Consider the following 16,785-nt stretch of genomic DNA (forward strand, 5'->3'; position numbering starts at 1 on the left):
CATGAAGACACTGGACCGCAAGCTGCTGCGCGACCTGCGGGCGATGTGGAGCCAGGCGCTCACGATCGCGCTCGTGGTGGCCAGCGGCGTGGGCGGCTTCCTCACGAGTCTCTCGGCCGTCGATTCGCTGGCCGTGGCGCGCGACACCTTCTACGCCGAGGGACGCTTCGCGGACGTGTTCGCCACGGTCAAGCGCGCGCCGCTGGCGCTGGCCGAACAGATTCGCGCCCTGCCGGGCGTGGCCGACGTGCAGCCGACGATCGAGGAGGTGGTGCGCATCGACATCGCCGGCAGCAGCGACCCCGTGCTGGGGCAGCTGATCGGCGTCGATCGGGTCCAGCCGCCGCGCCTGAACCGGGTCGCCATCGCCCAGGGCCGTGGCTTGTTCGACCAGACGGCCATCGAAGAGCCCGTGCGCGACACGATCGACGCGCTGGTATCGCAGGGTTTTGCGCAGGCGCGCGGCCTGCGGCCCGGCGACTCGGTGGGCGCCCTGGTCAATGGCCGCAAGCGTCGCCTGCACATCGTCGGGCTCGCCGTGTCGCCCGAGTTCGTCTTCGCCGGGCTCTGGGGCATCCCGGACCAGCGCGGCTTCGGGATCTTCTGGGTCGATCAGCAGGCGCTGGCCGCCGCCTACGACATGGACGGCGCCTTCAACACGCTCGCCGTGCGACTCGCCCCCGAAGGTGCGCGCGGCATCGCCGAAGCCGAGGTCATCGACGCCCTCGCGCAGCCGCTGGCACGCTATGGCGGCGCCACGCCGCGCGGGCGCATCGACCAGACCTCGCACGCCATGCTGGACAACGAGATCAAGGAACAGCGCGTGCTCGGCACGGTGCTGCCATCGATCTTCCTCGGCGTGGCGGCCTTTCTGCTGAACGTCGTGATCTCCAGGATCGTCGCCACGCAGCGCGAGCAGATCGCCGCGCTGAAGGCGCTCGGCTACGCGAACGCGGCCATCGCGGCGCACTACCTGAAGCTGGTGCTGCTGATCGTCATGCTGGGCATCGCGCTCGGCATCGTGGTCGGGGACTGGCTGGGGGCCGCGTTCGTCGGCCTGTATGCGGAAGTCTTCCATTTCGCGCATTTCGAGCACCGCATGGATCCGAAGCTCGTGCTGCTGGCCGGGGGCCTGACCCTGGGCGCCGGCGTGCTGGGCACCCTCTCCGCGATCCTTGCCACGGTTCGACTGACGCCGGCCGAGGCCATGCGGCCGCCGGCGCCGGGTCGCTTTCGGCGCACGCTGGCCGAGCGTCTTGGCGTCACCGGCCTGAGCCCGGCGCTGCGAATGATCCTGCGCAACATGGAACGCAAGCCGCTGCGCACCGGCCTGTCGATCGGCGGCATCGCCGCGGCACTGGCCATCGTCGTGATGGGAAACTTCTTTCGCGACGCCATCGAGGTGATCGTCGACAGCACCTTCGGCCTGTCGATGCGCAGCGACGTGTCGGTGTGGATGACCGAGCCGGCCGACGCCGCCATCGCGTTGCAGTTCGCGCGCCTGCCCGGCGTGCTGGCCCATGAGTCATTGCGCGACGTTCAGGCCACCCTCGTCAACGGGCCACGGCGCCAGCGGGTGATGATCCGCGGCGGCCCGGTGCGCAGCGAACTGTTGCGCATCATCGACGTCGACGGCCGGCAGACCCTGCCGAGCGGCGACGGCATCGTCCTGACCGACCGCCTAGCCGACAAGCTCGGGCTGCGCGTGGGCGATGCGGTGCACATCGAGGTGCAGGAGGGCCGCCGCAGCGAACTCACACTGTCGGTGGAGGCGACGGTGCGCGAAATGATGGGCCTGAACGCCTACATGAACCGCACCGCGCTGAACCGTGCGCTGGGCGAGGGCGATGTGGCGACCGGCTTCGTGCTGGCGCTCGAACGCGGCAGCGAAGCCCGCTTTCTTCAGGCCACGCAGGGCCTCCCGCGCGCGGCGGGTGCGTTCAGCAAGGCGACAATGCTGCGCAACATGCGGGAGGTGACGGCGCGCAACATCCTCATCATGAGCACGGTGCTGACGCTGTTCGCCGTCGTCATCGCTGTCGGCGTGGTCTACAACAACGTGCGCATCGCGCTCGCGGAGCGCGCCTGGGAGCTGGCGAGCCTGCGGGTGCTCGGCTTCACGCGGGCGGAAGTTTCGGGCCTGCTGCTGGGCGAGCTGGCGATCGGCATCGTCGTCGCCCTGCCGCTGGGCATGCTCGGCGGCTACGGGCTCGTCCACCTCATCACGCGCATGTTGAAATCGGACCAGTTCTTCTTTCCGGTCGCGATCCAGCCGCGCACCTATGCGCTGGCGGCGCTGGCTGTCCTCGTCGCCGCGGTCGCGAGCGCGCTGGTTGTCCGGCGCCGCATCGACCGGCTCGACATGGTTGCTGCCTTGAAGACGCGGGAGTGAGCGTGAGATGAAGCGCAATACATTGGCCATGATGGTGGGTGCTGGCGTCGCGCTGGCGGGGCTGCTCGCCTGGGCGTTCGCGCCGCGCCCCGTCGCAGTCGAAGTGGCAACCGCCGCAGCCGGGCCCTATGAGCAGTCCATTGTCGAAGACGCCCGCACACGGCTGCGCGACCGCTATGTCATCACCTCGCCATTGGCCGGACGGCTGGCCCGCATCGCCTTGCGGGAGGGTGACAGAGTTTCTGCCGGCGACACGGTCGCGACGCTGACGCCCATCCTCTCGCCGATGCTGGACGAGCGTGCTCGCCGCGAGCAGAGCGCCCGCGTGGAGGTCGCCGAGGCCATGCTGCAACGCGCCGATGCCACCGTGCAGCGCGCACGCGTCGGACTGGAGTCGGCACGCACGGAACTGCGTCGCTCCGAACAGCTGGCACGGGAGAACTTCATCGCGCCGGCCAAGGCGGAGTCCGACCGACTGTCGGCGCAGGCGGCGCAGAAGGACGTCGAGGCGGCGCTCCAGGCCCGCCACGCTGCCACGCACGAACTGGAGACCGCGCGCGCAGCGCTGATGGCGGCGCAAAGCCCGTCCGGTCAGGTCGCCAGCTTTCCGCTGCGCTCCCCGGTGGCCGGGCAGGTGCTCAAGGTGGTGCAGCCCAGCGAGACCACCTTGGCCCTGGGGGCGCCGGTGCTCGAGGTCGGCGACATCTCGCAATTGGAGATCGTCACCGAGCTGCTGACGACCGACGCCGTGCAGACGCGGGTTGGCGCCCCGGTGCGCATCGAGCGCTGGGGCTCGCCCGGCACGCTCGAAGGCCGGGTGCGGCGCATCGAGCCGGCAGCGTTCACCAAGGTCTCGGCCCTGGGCATCGAGGAGCAGCGCGTCAACGTCCTGATCGACATCAGCAGCGCGCCGTCGTCGTGGCAAGCGCTGGGCGACGGCTACCGCGTGGGCGTGCGCATCGTGACGGTGGCCCAGTCTTCGGTGCTGCGGGTGCCGGTGAGCGCGGTGTTCCCCCTGCCGGGCGAAGGCATGGCCGTGTTCGTCGTCGAGGGAGGTCGGGCGCGGCTCGTGCCGGTGGAGATCGGCGGGCGCAACGGGGCCGAAGCCTGGGTGCTCGGGGGCATCCAGGCGGGCGCGGAGGTGATCGTCTATCCGCCGGCGGCGCTGCGCGACGGCGCCCGCGTGAAGAAGCGCAGCGTTCCGCTGGTGCAACAGGGCTGAGCCGCGGGCCTACACTTTGCAGATCAACAACAACCGGAGGTTCGTTCCATGAAGATCCTAGTCGCCGTCGATGGGTCCAAGAATTCGCTGCGCGCGGTCAAGTACGCGGCCAGGCTCGCGCATTTGCTGCGCACGGCCTCGAACAAGATCACGCTGATCAGCGTCCACGACGACACGGGCTTGCGCCATGCCAAGGCCTTCGTCGGCAGCGCGGAAGTCGCGGACTATCTGCGCGAACTCAGCGAGAAGGAGCTCAAGCCGGCCCGCAAGCTGCTGGATGCCGATGGCATCGGCCACGACATGGAGATCCGCACGGGCCACGTGGCGCAGGAGATCGTAGCTTGCGCCAACAAGGGCAAGTTCGACATGATCGTGCTGGGCTCGAAGGGCCGCAGTGCGGTGGCCGACCTGCTCATCGGCTCCGTGGCGCAACGTGTGCTCGCCACCGCGAAGCAGCCCGTCGTGGTCGTGAAGTAGCTGTCCCACGAGGGACGCCATGAAGTTCGACGAGCTGTCCGACGACCCCGAGGACGCCCGGTACACCGTCGAGGAACGCGCGAGCGCCGCTTCGCTCAGCACCTGGGTCAGCGTCGGCGTCAACCTGCTGCTCCCCGTCACCCAGGTGACTGTGGGTCTCATGTCCAAGTCGCAGGGCCCCGTGGCCGATGGCATTCATTCGCTGTCGGATCTCGTCGCCGATTTCGTGCTCACCGAAACCGAAGGCGTGCGCAACGTGCACGACGTGCGGACCCGCAAGATGGGCGACATGATCGTGGTAGACGCGCACCTCGAAGTGGATGCCGCCATCAGCGTCGAGCGAGGCCACGACATCGCGGTCGCGGCCCGACAGCGGGTGCTGCAACGGCACCGCGTGCTCAACCTCATGACGCATGTCGACCCATGGCGCAGGCCGGACCTGGACCACGCGGCGCCGGCGGTGCAGGCGGATCCATGAACAGGGACCCGCCCGCGTCGGCGACTTCGTCCATCGCAGGCGGCCTGGGGGAGGATGAGGCGGCGCGGCGCCTGCAACGCGACGGCCCGAACGAGCTGCCGGCCTCGCGCCCGCGCAGCGTTCTCAGGCTGGCGCGCGAGGTGGCGTCCGAGCCGATGTTCCTGCTGCTCGTGGCATGCGGGGCGATCTACATGCTGATCGGCGATGCCCAGGAAGCCCTGATGCTGCTCGGGTTCGTCTTCGTGGTCATGGGCATCAGCTTCTTCCAGCAGCGACGCAGCGAGCGGGCGCTCGACGCGTTGCGCGACCTCTCCAGCCCCCAGGCCCTGGTCTTTCGAGATGCGATGGAGCGCCGCATCGCCGCGCGCGAGTTGGTGGTGGGCGACGTGGTGCTGCTGGCGGAAGGCGATCGTGTTCCCGCCGACATGGATCTCGTCGAAGCATCCAACCTCGCGATCGACGAATCGCTGCTGACCGGCGAATCCATGCCGGCGGCGAAGGAGGCCGCGCTGTCGGGGCCGGCGGCCGACACCGCGAGGGCCTTCTCCGGCACGCTGGTGACGCGTGGCGTCGGGCGTGGCCGCGTGACGGCCACTGGCGGGCGCAGCGCGCTGGGGCGCATCGGTGAGTCGCTCGCAGGGATCGCGGTCGAGTCCACGCCCATCCAGCAGGAGACGCGCCGCGTGGTCAAGCAGGTGGCCGCCGTCGGCCTGGCGCTGGCCGGCGTACTCGCCGTTGCCTACGGCGCCACGCGAGGCGACTGGCTGCATGGCGTGCTGGCAGGGCTCACATTCGCGATGGCCATCCTGCCGGAAGAGCTCCCGGTTATCCTCACGCTCTTCCTGGGCCTGGGTGCGTGGAGGCTGGCGCGCGAGCAGGTCCTGGCCCGCAGCATTCCCGCCATCGAGCGGCTCGGCGCCACCACCGTGCTGTGCGTGGACAAGACCGGCACCCTGACCGCCAACCGGATGACCGTGCAACGACTGTGGTCCGAGGAGGCGGTCTACGACCGGTCGGCATCGGCGGGTCATTTGCTCCAGGAAGAATTGCATGGCCTCCTCGAATACGCGGTCCTCGCGAGCCATCGCCGGGCCTTCGACCCTATGGAGTCCGCCATCGCCGCCGCCGGACAGCAACTGCTTGCAGGCACGGAGCACCTGCATGCCGAATGGACGCTCATCGACGACTATCCTCTGTCGCGCGAGATGCTCGCCATGTCGCGCGTCTGGCAGTCGCCGGACCGGCGCGACCGGCTCATCGCGGCCAAGGGCGCGCCCGAGGCCATCGTCGACCTCTGCCACATGGAGTCCCCTCAGGCCGCGAGCGTGGCCGCGCAAGTGCGGTCGATGGCGCGAGACGGCCTGCGCGTGCTCGGCGTGGCGCAAGCCACGTTCGGGGCGGAATCGTTGCCCGAACTGCAGCACGACTTCGAATTCCGTTTTCTCGGGCTTGTGGGACTGGAAGACCCCGTGCGGCCCGACGTGCCCCGGGCGATCGCCGAATGCCGAGAGGCCGGCATCCGTGTCGTGATGATGACGGGCGACCATTCGGCGACGGCCATCTCCGTGGCGCGCCAGGCCGGCCTGAGCGTCGATGCGCCGGTCATCACCGGGATCGAGCTGGCCGCGCTGTCCGATGCGCAGCTCCAGGCGCGACTCGACGGCACGAACATCTTTTCTCGCGTGCAGCCCGACCAGAAATTGCGGCTCGTCCGGGCCTTTGGCGCGCGTGGCGACGTGGTGGGCATGACCGGCGACGGGGTCAACGACGCCCCCGCGCTGAAGGCGGCCGACATCGGCGTGGCGATGGGGGCCCGCGGCACCGAGGTGGCGCGCCAAGCGGCTGCGCTGGTCCTGATGAACGATGACTTCGCCTCGCTGGTGACGGCGGTGCGCTACGGGCGCCGCGTGTTCGCGAACCTGCGCAACGCGATCGTCTTCGTGGTGGCCGCGCACGTGCCGATCGTCGGCCTGTCAGTGATCCCGGTGTTGCTGGGCTGGCCGATGCTGCTGATGCCGGTTCATATTCTGTTCCTGCAGCTGATCATCGACCCGGCTTGCTCCGTGGTGTTCGAGGCCCAGCCGCTGGAGAGCGATGCCATGAAGACGCCCCCGCGCCGTGCGGACCAGCGCCTCTTCGATGGGGTCGTTCTGATCCGCGGCCTTTGGCAGGGCATCGGCTTGCTGGCATTGTTGCTCGGTGTCTACGCCGGCACCAGGTATGTCGCATCGACGGAAGTCGACCGTGACGACCTGGCGCGGACGTTGACTTTCGTGGTCCTCGTCTTGTCCAACTTGGCGCTGATCCAGACCAATCGTTCTTGGGGCCGAAGCGCAGGGAGCGGCAATCCCGAGTCCAACCGACAGTTCGCCTGGATCGCCATGGGCACGATCATGCTGCTGGGCAGCGTGCTCGCTGTCCCGGAGATCAGTCGGCTGTTCTCGTTCGCACAACCGTCGCTGCTACTGCTGTTGGCGGCGCTGGGTGCGTCGACCCTGGCCTGGCTTTGGTTTGAATGCGTCAAGTGGGGACTGCATCAGCGTCTGTGGCGCGTCGGGTGATGGGCCATGCAAGCCGGAAGTCATCCGAACTCCTGGTTGGCATGGCGGCCTTATTCACACGTAGCGCTGGGTGGTGCGAAATTCCCCTGGACCTGTGGCAAAGCACCCGGGCGGTCGACCGGGGGGGCGGAAGCGCCCAAGGGCGGCGAGTGATGAACGGCGCCGCTCAGCCACCGACAGCCGTATTCCAGAAGGCGTTGGCAGCTTTCCCCAAAAGCTCGCTGTCGCGGTAGAGCCTGATTTCCAGCGGGACGGCCCACTCGCTATTGGCTGCAGCGACCAGGCGGCCCTGGCCAATGTCATCCTCTACAAGCGTCTGCGGCAGCCACGCGATGTCCCTGCCATCGAGCGCCATCGTCCGCAGAACCGAGGCCAGGTGCGCGGTGAAAACGATTTGGACCCCCAGCGCTTCCAGCCTGCGCCCCAGCACGGCGCGGGTGATGCGTCCCAATCCCGATTCCTCCGTGTACTGGAGCACGGGGACCGCACCCCCGCCGATCCGCAGATGGTGACGCGCGCCACCACCTTCTTTTGGCGCCGACACAGCGACCAGGACATCCTCGCCAATCCGAGCCGAGCTGTAGGGCTCTGCATCCAGCGCGCCTGGTGCCTTGCTGTGCGCGTGACTCAGCACGAACTGAACCTTGCTCTGCAACATCAGTGCTTCGCAACGCTCGAGCACATCGGACATCAGCTGCACGGGGCCGAGCGTCGTATGCGATTCGAGGCTGCGCAACCATCGCGGCAGGAATGTGAACGACAGAGCGTGCGTGGACGCGATTCGCATAGTGACCGAGCTTGCCTCGGCGATCTTCTTGGCGTCGCCGGGCACCCGCGCCACCCTGGCGTTCAATTCCTGGGCCACGCCGGCGAACCACTCTCCGACTTCGGTCAGCGTAGCGGGCTGCGAACTGCGGTCGAACAGGTCGGCCCCGATCCATTCCTCCAGTGCGCGAATGCGCCGGCTGAAGGCCGGTTGCGAGCTGTGGCGGTCATCTGCCGCACGCGAGAAATTCCCCGTGGCCGCCAGCGCCAGGAAGTCATCCAGCCAGATCAGATTCATAGCGGTTCGTCCAGCGCATAGAAGTTGAGAAATTGAACATTGGCCGAAAAAGTCGGCGTCGCCGACCATTCAGTCTCCCCTTCAAACCCACTCGGAGACAACCATGAAGATCGTCGAAATCCGCGAGAAGACCTTCCCCATCAGCTCGCCCATCCGCAACGCCTACATCGACTTTAGCAAGATGACTCTGAGCCTGGTCGCCGTGATCACGGACGTGATTCGCGACGGCAAGCCGGTGGTCGGCTATGGTTTCAATTCGAACGGCCGCTATGGGCAGGGCAAGCTGATGCGCGAGCGCTTCATCCCCCGCATCCTCGAAGCGGAACCGGCCTCGCTGGTGGACGCCACCGGCGACAACCTCGACCCGCACAAGATCTGGAACACGATGTTCACCAACGAGAAGCCGGGCGGCCACGGTGAGCGCTCGGTGGCGATCGGCACGATCGACATGGCGATCTGGGATGCGGTCGCAAAGATCGAGGGTAAACCCTTGTTTCAACTGCTGGCCGACCGCTATGGCGACGGCAAGCCGAACCGCAAGATCTTTGTCTATGCGGCCGGCGGCTACTACTACCCCGGGCAGGACCACAAGAAGCTGCAGGACGAGATGCGCAGCTACATCGACCGCGGCTACACGGTGGTCAAGAAGAAGATCGGTGGCGCCTCGCTCGACGAGGACCTGCGCCGGATCGACTCGATCATGGAAGTCCTGCAAGACGGCCAGAAGCTCTGCGTCGACGCCAACGGCCGCTTCGATCTGGAAACAGCGATCGCCTATGCCAAGGCCCTGTCGCAGTACGACCTGTTCTGGTACGAAGAGCCGGGTGACCCGCTGGACTTCGAATTGCAGGCCGCGCTGCGCAACTTCTACAAGAACCCGATGGCCACGGGCGAGGATCTGTTCTCGATGCAGGACGCGCGCAACCTCATCCGCTACGGCGGCATGCGCCCGGACCGCGACTGGCTGCAGTTCGACTGCGCGCTCAGCTACGGCCTGGTCGAATACCTGCGCACGCTCGACATGCTCAAGGAGCATGGCTGGTCGGCCAGCCGCTGCATCCCGCACGGTGGCCACCAGATGTCGCTGAACATCGCGGCCGGCCTTGGATTGGGCGGCAACGAGTCGTACCCGGACCTGTTCCAGCCCTTCGGTGGCTTTCCCGATGGCGTGAAGGTCGAGAACAGCTTCGTGACGCTGCCCGACCTGCCCGGCATCGGTTTCGAAGGCAAGGCGGACCTGTATCGCGAGATGCAGGCGCTCTCAGCCTGACGCAGCATCGAACCACAACGGAGACAAGACATGAACAAGCTCTGGCGCCACGTCGCCGGCGTGGCCCTGGCCGGGTCAGCCACGCTGGCCTGCGCGAACTTTCCTGACAAGCCCGTCACGATCGTCGTGCCCTTCGCGGCCGGCGGACCAACCGACAAGATTGCCCGTGATCTGGCCGAGGCGCTTCGCAAGCCGCTCGGGCAGACCGTGATCATCGACAACACGATCGGCGCGGGGGGCACCATCGGGGCGGCCAAGGTGGCCAGGGCGGCGCCCGACGGCTATACGCTGCTGGTCAGCCACATCGGCATGGCGACCGCGCCCGCGCTGTACCGCAAGCTCAGCTACAAGGTGCCGGAGGACTTCGAGACCCTGGGTCTCATCAACGAAGCACCGTCGGTCCTGATCGGAAAACCGGGCCTGGCGGCGAACAACTTCGCAGAGCTGCGCCAGTGGATCGCGGCCAACGGCACCAAGGTGAACCTTGCCAACGCGGGGCTCGGTTCAGCCTCGCATCTGTGCGGATTGATGTTCCAGAGCGCGTTGAAGACCACCATGACGCCCGTGCCCTACAAGGGCACCGCGCCCGCGATGACCGACCTGATCGGCGGGCAAGTCGACCTCATGTGCGAGCAGGCGGTCAACGCCGTGCCGCAGATCGAAGGCAAGAAGGTCAAGGTCTACGGCATCACCAGTCTGCAGCGGCTGCCGCTGCCCGCGCTGAAGGATGCGCCGACGCTGTCCGAAGCCGGGTTGAAGGACTTCAACGTTCAGGTGTGGCATGGGCTGTACGCGCCGAAGGGCACGCCGCCTGCGGTGCTCGCGAAGCTCAACGCGGCATTGCGCACGGCCTTGAAGGATCCCGAACTGATCAAGCGTGAAGAAGCGCTTGGCCTCACGGTGGTCACCGACGAGCGGCTCGACCCGGCCAGCCACCGGAAGTTCGTCGAGACTGAGAAGACGCGCTGGGCCAAAGTGATCAAGGACGCCGGCGAATACGCCGACTGACGTGAAGAAGGCAGCGGGCCGATAGAGCGCGAGCCTTCTCCCTCTGCGACAACAGCGTCGGGCCCGGTGGGCCCGACCACGGGCAGGCGTGCGCCCAAATTTCGCCACGCCATCCATGTGGCGGCCCTGCCCACATGTCCTTCGAGAACCCCGCCATCAAGCCAAACGTGTCCGACCGTGGCAGTCGGAAGCCATGACAGGCAAGGAGACAACACCATGACCAGTTCGACGAGTTCCATGAAAGAGCCCTGGTATCGCCGGCTCTATATCCAGGTTCTGATCGGCATTCTGCTCGGCGTTGCACTGGGGCATTTCTACCCCACAGTGGGCGCCGACATGAAGCCGCTTGGCGACGGCTTCATCAAGCTGATCAAGATGCTCCTGGCCCCAGTCATCTTCGCCACCATCGTCGTGGGGATCGCTCGCATGGGCGACCTGAAGGAGGTTGGCAAGGTGGGCGCCAAGGCCCTTCTCTCGACCTGGGCCTGAACGGCATGTTCGGCATCGTTCATCGTGGTCGTGCTCGGCACGGTTGCACGAATCTGCCGCATCTCCCTCTTCTCCTACCTGCGCTACATCCGGGAGGAACTGCTCATCACCTTCGGGACGGCATCCACGGAATCGGTGCTCCCCCAGATGATGAAGAAGCTCGAACGCGCCGGGTGCGAGAAGACGGTGGTCGGCATGGTGCTGCCGGCAGGCTACACCTTCAACCCCGATGGCACGGCGATCTATTTGACCATCGGGGCGCTCCTCGAGGCGCAGGCCACCAACATCGACCTGAGCTGGTCACAGCAGCTGGTGATCCTGGGTGTTCTCATGCTGACGTCGAAGGGATCGGCGGGTGTCGCCGGCGCGGGGTTCGTGACGCTGGCCGCCACGCTGGGCAGCATGCACACCATCCCGGTCACCGGACTGGTGCTCCTCCTGGGCGTCGATCGCTTCCTCAACGAGGCGCGGGCCATCACCAACCTGGTCGGGAACGAACGATTGCGGTCGCCAAATGGGAGGGTGCCTTCTATGAGGTGATGTGGCGCGAGGTGACGGGCGACAAGACGCCGTTGCGCGGGAAGGCCCGGCTGCCCAAGCCCGAGCCCGTGGTCATCGACGCTTCATGAACATTCCCATTGCACATCTGACTTTCTCCTACTGTCATGTCCTCACCTACAAACTCGGATTTCCGCCAGGCTGCGCTCGACTATCACTCGCAGGCGCCCGCGGGCAAGCTTGCGATCGCCGCGACGAAGCCTCTCTTCAACCAAAGGGACCTCTCGCTCGCCTACTCGCCAGGCGTCGCCGCGCCATGCGAGGAGATCGTGCGCGACCCGAGCACGGCCTTCAAGTACACCGCGCGAGGCAACCTGGTCGCGGTCATCTCGAACGGCACGGCCGTGCTCGGGCTTGGCGACATCGGCGCGTTGGCGTCGAAGCCGGTCATGGAGGGCAAGGCCGTCCTGTTCAAGAAGTTCGCCGGCGTCGACGTCTTCGACATCGAGATCGATGAGAAGGACCCCAAGAAGCTGGTGGATGTGATCGCAGCACTGGAGCCGACGTTCGGCGCCATCAATCTCGAAGACATCAAGGCACCCGACTGCTTCTACGTCGAGCGCGAGCTGCGCAAGCGCATGAAGATTCCGGTCTTCCACGACGACCAGCATGGCACCGCCATCACCGTGGCAGCGGCCATGCTGAATGCGCTCAAGGTGGCTGGCAAGAAGATCGAGGAGATCCGCCTCGTCACTTCGGGCGCCGGCGCGGCGGCGCTGGCCTGTCTGAACCTGCTGCTCAAAGTCGGCCTGAAACGGGAGAACGTCTTCGTGACCGACCTGGCCGGGGTGGTCTACGAAGGACGGGAAGAGCTGATGGACGACGACAAGCGTCAGTACGTGCAGAGAACCAAGCATCGCAAGCTCGCCGAGGTGATCGAAGGCGCGGACGCATTTCTCGGCCTGTCGGCCGGCGGTGTGCTGAAGCCCGAGATGGTGGCGAAGATGGCGGCCAACCCCGTGGTCTTCGCCCTGGCAAACCCGAACCCGGAGATCTCGCCCGAGGATGCTCGATCGGTCAGGGATGACATCATCATGGCCACCGGGCGGGCGGACTATCCGAACCAGGTCAACAACGTGCTTTGCTTCCCCTACATCTTTCGCGGCGCGCTGGATGCGGGAGCGACCACGATCACCGATGAAATGGAGATCGCGGTGGTGCGGGCGATTGCCGATCTGGCGCAGGCCGAGCAAAGCGAACGCGTGGCCGCCGCCTATGCGGGCGAGAAGCTGAGCTTCGGACAGGAATACCTGATCCCCAAGCCTTTCGATCCCCGCCTGATGGCGCGGATCGCACCCGCGGTGGCGCAAGCAGCCGCCGACAGTGGCGTGGCGTTGCGCCCGATCAGCGACATGGGCGCGTACCGAGCGAAGCTGGAAGGCTTCGTCTATGCCTCCGGGACCACGATGAAGCCGATCTTCGACGCGGCCAAGCGTGCACCCAAGAAGCGCGTGGCGTACTGCGAGGGAGAGGAAGAGCGCGTACTGCGTGCGGCGCAGGTCGTGGTCGATGAAGGGATCGCCCGACCGACACTGATCGGCCGCCCGGCCATCATCGCGCAGCGCATTGAGAAGTTCGGCCTGCGCCTGAAGGAGGAGCTCGACTACGACATCGTCAACGTCGAACAGGACTGTCGCTACCGGGAGTTCTGGCAGAGCTATCACCGCATGGGCGAGCGCCAGGGCGTGACCGTCCAGACCGCCAAGATCGAAATGCGTCGCCGCCTCACGCTGACCGGCGCCATGTTGCTTCACACCGGCGATGTCGACGGCATGATTTGTGGCACCTGGGGAACCACGCAGGTGCACCTGCCCTACATCGACCAGGTGATCGGCAAGCGCCCCGGCGGAGCGGACAGCACCGCGCAGGACATCCCCATCTTTGCTTGCATGAATGGGCTGGTGCTGCCGGACCGCCAGGTGTTCCTGGTCGATACGCACGTCAACCATGACCCGACGCCCGAGGAGTTGACGGAGATCACCGCGCTGGCCGCCGAAGAGATGCTGCGGTTCGGCCTGAAGCCGAAAGTGGCTCTGCTTTCGCACTCCAACTTCGGCAGCAGCAACTCGCCCACGGCGCTCAAGATGCGCAGGACCCTCGAGCTGCTCCGGGTGCAAGCACCTTGGCTCGAAGTGGACGGCGAGATGCACGGCGACGTGGCGCTCGACGGCAAGCAACGCGCCGCGATGATGCCGCGCAGCTCCCTGGCCGGAGACGCCAACCTGCTCGTGTTCCCCAACCTCGACGCCGCGAACATCGCCTACAACCTCCTGAAGACGGCTGCCGGCGGGAACATATCGATCGGCCCGGTTCTGCTCGGCGCGGCGCAGCCTGTGCACATCCTCACGCCGAGCGCAACGGTGCGGCGAATCGTCAACATGACCGCACTGACGGTCGCGGATGCGAATGCAGAGCGCTCAGATGAAGCAGTGCCGTTTCGAGAGCAATTGCTCTCCTGAGAGTTCGACCTGGCCGCGCCAGGCTTCGATATGGTGACGCTCATGAAAGCCTTCCACCTGCATTTTTTGCCGCCGGTCCTGGCCCTGCTGCTGGCTGACGCGTGTCGCGGATGCCGCCTCAGCATCGGGGCCAGCTACGTCGATGCCCTGCCGCAACCTGGGGCAACGCGGCGCGACCTTGCTGGCCGGCCCGGTCCGGGCCAGCTGCCATTCCGCAGACAAGCAGTTTCAGGACGGTCGCCAGTTCGGCCAGGGCATCGGTCTCGGCAAGCGCCGGACCATGCCGGTCATGGGCGCCGCGCACTCGCCTTGCTTCTGGGACGGTCGCAAGGACAGGGCCTGGTCGCAAGCCCTCGGTCCGTTCGAAGACGTCGCGGAGCAGTTCACCAGCGTCGAGGAGGTGGTGGAGCACTATGCCCGGGTCGCCCGAGGCAGTCCTGGGCCACAGCGAACTGGCGCAAGCTGGCGAGAAGCACGCTGACCGGCAGGCCATCCGTCTTCCGCCGCCGACAGTCGGGACCTGGCCGCATTCTTGGGAACGTTCACCGGCCCCGTCGTTCAGGCCAAGTGATGTCGCTCGCGCATCTGCGAGCTCAGGGGACCGCGCATCTGCAGTACGGAGGGCGGCAGCCCGAACATCGTTCGCGCCGTGCGCGAGAGGTGCGCAGAGTCCGCGAAGCCGGCCGCGTGCGCCGCGGCCGAGAGACTCTGCCCGGCCATGAGCAGTGTCCAGACGTGCAAGAGTCGCCGCCACAGGACGTAAGTCCGCAGGGGCATGCCCGTTTCCTCGACAAACAGGTGCCGGAAGCGCTCCGGCGAGAGATTCGCCGCCTTGGCCACCTCGGGGAGCGAAACGCTCTCGTCGACCCGCTGGCGGATGTACTCGATGGCGGCGAGGACGCGCGGGTCGGACGGCTCCCTCGGCGCCGCTCCGGACAGGTCCCGGACAAGCTGCATGCACACCGCTTGCACCGCTTCGTAGCTCTTCTCGACCCGCCAAGCTTGTTCCAGACGCTTTGCAGCGACCGCCACCGTGCCGGTGTCGAGGAGCTCGGGCCCATGTTGCAGGCGAGTGGCAAGGGCCTTCCCCTCAGGAGTCTCCGGCTCGATGAACAGTACCAGGCTGATGTCGCAGTCGTTCACGTCGATGGTGTGCACCGCCCGGGACGGCACCAGTGCTGCGGCACACGCCTGCCATTCGCCGTGACGGCCGAGCCGCACACGCAAGCCCGCGGGAGCGCCCACGACCAACTGGATGGCGTAGTGCGAGTGCGGCTCGATGGGGGCACCGCCGCCTTCGCCTATGAATCCGCAAACGCCGGTCCAGGCTACGAAATCGCCTCGATAGCGGGTTGCGGGGTGCGTGCGCATGGTTGAACGGCTCTGCCGACCAGTCTACTGACCACCCGCCTGCCACGAAAGCCCTGACCGGATGGCCGCCCTGGCGGGCCAGTTCGGCCGCGGCCGCCATCAGCGGTGTTGAATGAAAAGGCTGCCAATCCAGCCTCTGCGTTCAAGTCCATAACGGTCTCCGCGCGAACAATTCAGGCCTCACCAACCCCTTCTGGAGCCCTTGAATGACTTCCTTCGCCACCTGCACCCCAGCCGCCGCGTCTTCGTCCGCCGCCGCTCAACCGACCCGCTGCGAGTGCGCCCCTTGCAAGTGCGCCCCTTGCAAGTGCGGCAGCTGCGCCTGTGTCACGTGCGACTGCGCTCGCTCCGGCTGCACCAGCTGTGATTGCGCCACGGCCGATTCGGCCAGCCGTGGCTGCGCCGCCTGAGAGCACCTGGAAGGACCGGCACTGCCCTCGAGTCGCGTCGGGAACACGGACGCGCGGCCCGACAACTGCACCGCATCGTGAACAGGAGACCTTCATGTCATTGCCAAGCATCGGCCTCGTTGTCCTCATCGGCGTCATCGGCACTGCGGTCATGGATATGTGGCTGCTTATCCTCTCCCGACTCGGAGTATCCACCACCGATTGGCGGCTGGTTGGCAGGTGGGTCGGGCAAATGGCACAAGGGCGGTTTGCACATGCGTCCATCGCCGAGGCGGCACCGGTACGCGGCGAACACTCGCTGGGCTGGCTCATGCACTATGGGGTCGGCATTGCCTACGCTGCCGCGCTCGTTGCAGTCATGGGCGCAGATTGGGCAGGCCAACCGACCATTCTCCATGCGCTCGCCTTCGGATTGGTCACTGCGGCAGTGCCGCTTTTTGTGATGCAACCCGCCATGGGTTCTGGGTTTGCCGGCTCCAACACCAAGGCTCCTGTCTGGAACTGCGTACGCACCATTGCGAACCACGCGGTGTTTGGAGCCGGCCTGTACGTCGCCGCCGCAGGCATCGCATACTTTTGACGCTCGACTCGCTGCTGGGAACTCAGTTCAGCACTTGCGTGGCCGTGACCAAGTACCCGCGGCCCTTCCCTTCGGATAGCAGGTCTTGCAGTTCTTGTCCGGTACTGACCTGGATGTCGGTTGCCAAGGTAACCGGTTCCTGATGTCGCTTCGAGCAGCAACCACGCACGCACGACGCTTGCTTTGCTGCTTGGTCCCGCCTCGCCCTCCCTGAAATACCCGGTCACCAAACCCCGGGTTTTCCATTAATCAATCCACTTGATTTATTAACTACGGGATTCCAAACTCTGTTGCCCGTCCTCAATACTTTTTGGCAAACAGGAGACAACCCGATGTTCAAGCTCACCCTCGCCGCCGCCCTGACCTCCGCCGCGCTGGCCGCCCAGTTCCCCGCCCAGGCCGCCGAGCCCGTGATCGGCCTGATCACCAAGACCGAGACCAACCCCT

The 16,785-nt window shown here is 66.4% G+C and carries 14 protein-coding genes; 12 read left to right on the forward strand and 2 right to left on the reverse strand.

Going from position 1 to position 16,785, the window contains the following annotated elements; translation table 11 throughout:
* Window position 1 precedes the first annotated feature (1 nt).
* From QZH52_RS36940 to QZH52_RS36960, 5 genes are read left to right on the forward strand one after another with little or no spacing between them, the layout of a single operon-like run.
* Window positions 2–2,392 (forward strand): ABC transporter permease, encoded by a 2,391-nt coding sequence (locus QZH52_RS36940; RefSeq protein WP_301816258.1) that lies wholly within the window; start codon window positions 2–4, stop codon window positions 2,390–2,392.
* 7 nt (window positions 2,393–2,399) lie between these two features.
* Window positions 2,400–3,614: an efflux RND transporter periplasmic adaptor subunit gene (locus QZH52_RS36945; RefSeq protein WP_301816259.1), complete on the forward strand. Its 1,215-nt coding sequence runs from the start codon at window positions 2,400–2,402 to the stop codon at window positions 3,612–3,614.
* Window positions 3,615–3,662: 48 nt separating this feature from the next.
* On the forward strand, window positions 3,663–4,091 hold the full coding sequence (locus QZH52_RS36950) for a universal stress protein (protein WP_301816260.1): 429 nt from the start codon (window positions 3,663–3,665) through the stop codon (window positions 4,089–4,091).
* A 19-nt stretch (window positions 4,092–4,110) separates the two neighbouring features.
* Window positions 4,111–4,569, forward strand: a complete 459-nt coding sequence (locus QZH52_RS36955; RefSeq protein WP_301816261.1) for a cation transporter dimerization domain-containing protein — start codon at window positions 4,111–4,113, stop codon at window positions 4,567–4,569.
* Complete coding sequence (locus QZH52_RS36960) at window positions 4,515–7,130, forward strand: cation-translocating P-type ATPase (RefSeq protein ID WP_301816262.1); 2,616 nt, start codon at window positions 4,515–4,517, stop codon at window positions 7,128–7,130. Before QZH52_RS36955 ends, QZH52_RS36960 begins: the two co-directional genes overlap by 55 nt.
* Before the next feature lie 166 nt (window positions 7,131–7,296).
* Here the strand turns inward: QZH52_RS36960 and QZH52_RS36965 are convergent, their stop codons facing one another.
* Window positions 7,297–8,193, reverse strand: a complete 897-nt coding sequence (locus tag QZH52_RS36965; protein WP_301816263.1) for a LysR family transcriptional regulator — start codon at window positions 8,191–8,193, stop codon at window positions 7,297–7,299.
* Between the two features lie 103 nt (window positions 8,194–8,296).
* On the opposite strand from QZH52_RS36965, the gene QZH52_RS36970 reads away from it, so the two are divergent.
* The 6 genes from QZH52_RS36970 (at window position 8,297) to QZH52_RS36990 (ending at window position 14,458) form a co-directional block, all read left to right on the forward strand.
* A complete protein-coding gene (locus QZH52_RS36970) occupies window positions 8,297–9,463 on the forward strand; it encodes a mandelate racemase/muconate lactonizing enzyme family protein (RefSeq protein WP_301816264.1) in 1,167 nt (388 codons plus the stop codon).
* Window positions 9,464–9,493: 30 nt separating this feature from the next.
* Entirely contained in the window at window positions 9,494–10,471 is a 978-nt protein-coding gene (locus tag QZH52_RS36975) for a tripartite tricarboxylate transporter substrate-binding protein (RefSeq protein ID WP_301816265.1), read from the forward strand.
* A gap of 216 nt (window positions 10,472–10,687) precedes the next feature.
* A complete protein-coding gene (locus QZH52_RS38930; protein WP_436411675.1) occupies window positions 10,688–10,960 on the forward strand; it encodes a cation:dicarboxylate symporter family transporter in 273 nt (90 codons plus the stop codon).
* Window positions 10,961–10,984: 24 nt separating this feature from the next.
* Window positions 10,985–11,500, forward strand: a complete 516-nt coding sequence (locus tag QZH52_RS38935) for a cation:dicarboxylate symporter family transporter (protein ID WP_436411676.1) — start codon at window positions 10,985–10,987, stop codon at window positions 11,498–11,500.
* A gap of 125 nt (window positions 11,501–11,625) precedes the next feature.
* Window positions 11,626–13,977, forward strand: coding sequence for an NADP-dependent malic enzyme (locus tag QZH52_RS36985; protein WP_301816266.1), 2,352 nt, complete (start codon window positions 11,626–11,628; stop codon window positions 13,975–13,977).
* Between the two features lie 178 nt (window positions 13,978–14,155).
* Complete coding sequence (locus tag QZH52_RS36990) at window positions 14,156–14,458, forward strand: cytochrome-c peroxidase (RefSeq protein ID WP_301816267.1); 303 nt, start codon at window positions 14,156–14,158, stop codon at window positions 14,456–14,458.
* 77 nt (window positions 14,459–14,535) lie between these two features.
* On the opposite strand, the gene QZH52_RS36995 is transcribed toward QZH52_RS36990, so the two are convergent.
* Window positions 14,536–15,348, reverse strand: a complete 813-nt coding sequence (locus QZH52_RS36995; protein WP_301816268.1) for a helix-turn-helix domain-containing protein — start codon at window positions 15,346–15,348, stop codon at window positions 14,536–14,538.
* A 504-nt stretch (window positions 15,349–15,852) separates the two neighbouring features.
* Between QZH52_RS36995 and QZH52_RS37000 the strand changes: the two genes are divergently transcribed.
* Window positions 15,853–16,338 (forward strand): DUF2938 domain-containing protein, encoded by a 486-nt coding sequence (locus QZH52_RS37000; RefSeq protein WP_301816269.1) that lies wholly within the window; start codon window positions 15,853–15,855, stop codon window positions 16,336–16,338.
* Window positions 16,339–16,785 lie beyond the last annotated feature (447 nt).

Source organism: Variovorax ginsengisoli, from assembly GCF_030486595.1.
Taxonomy (GTDB): domain Bacteria; phylum Pseudomonadota; class Gammaproteobacteria; order Burkholderiales; family Burkholderiaceae_C; genus Variovorax; species Variovorax ginsengisoli_B.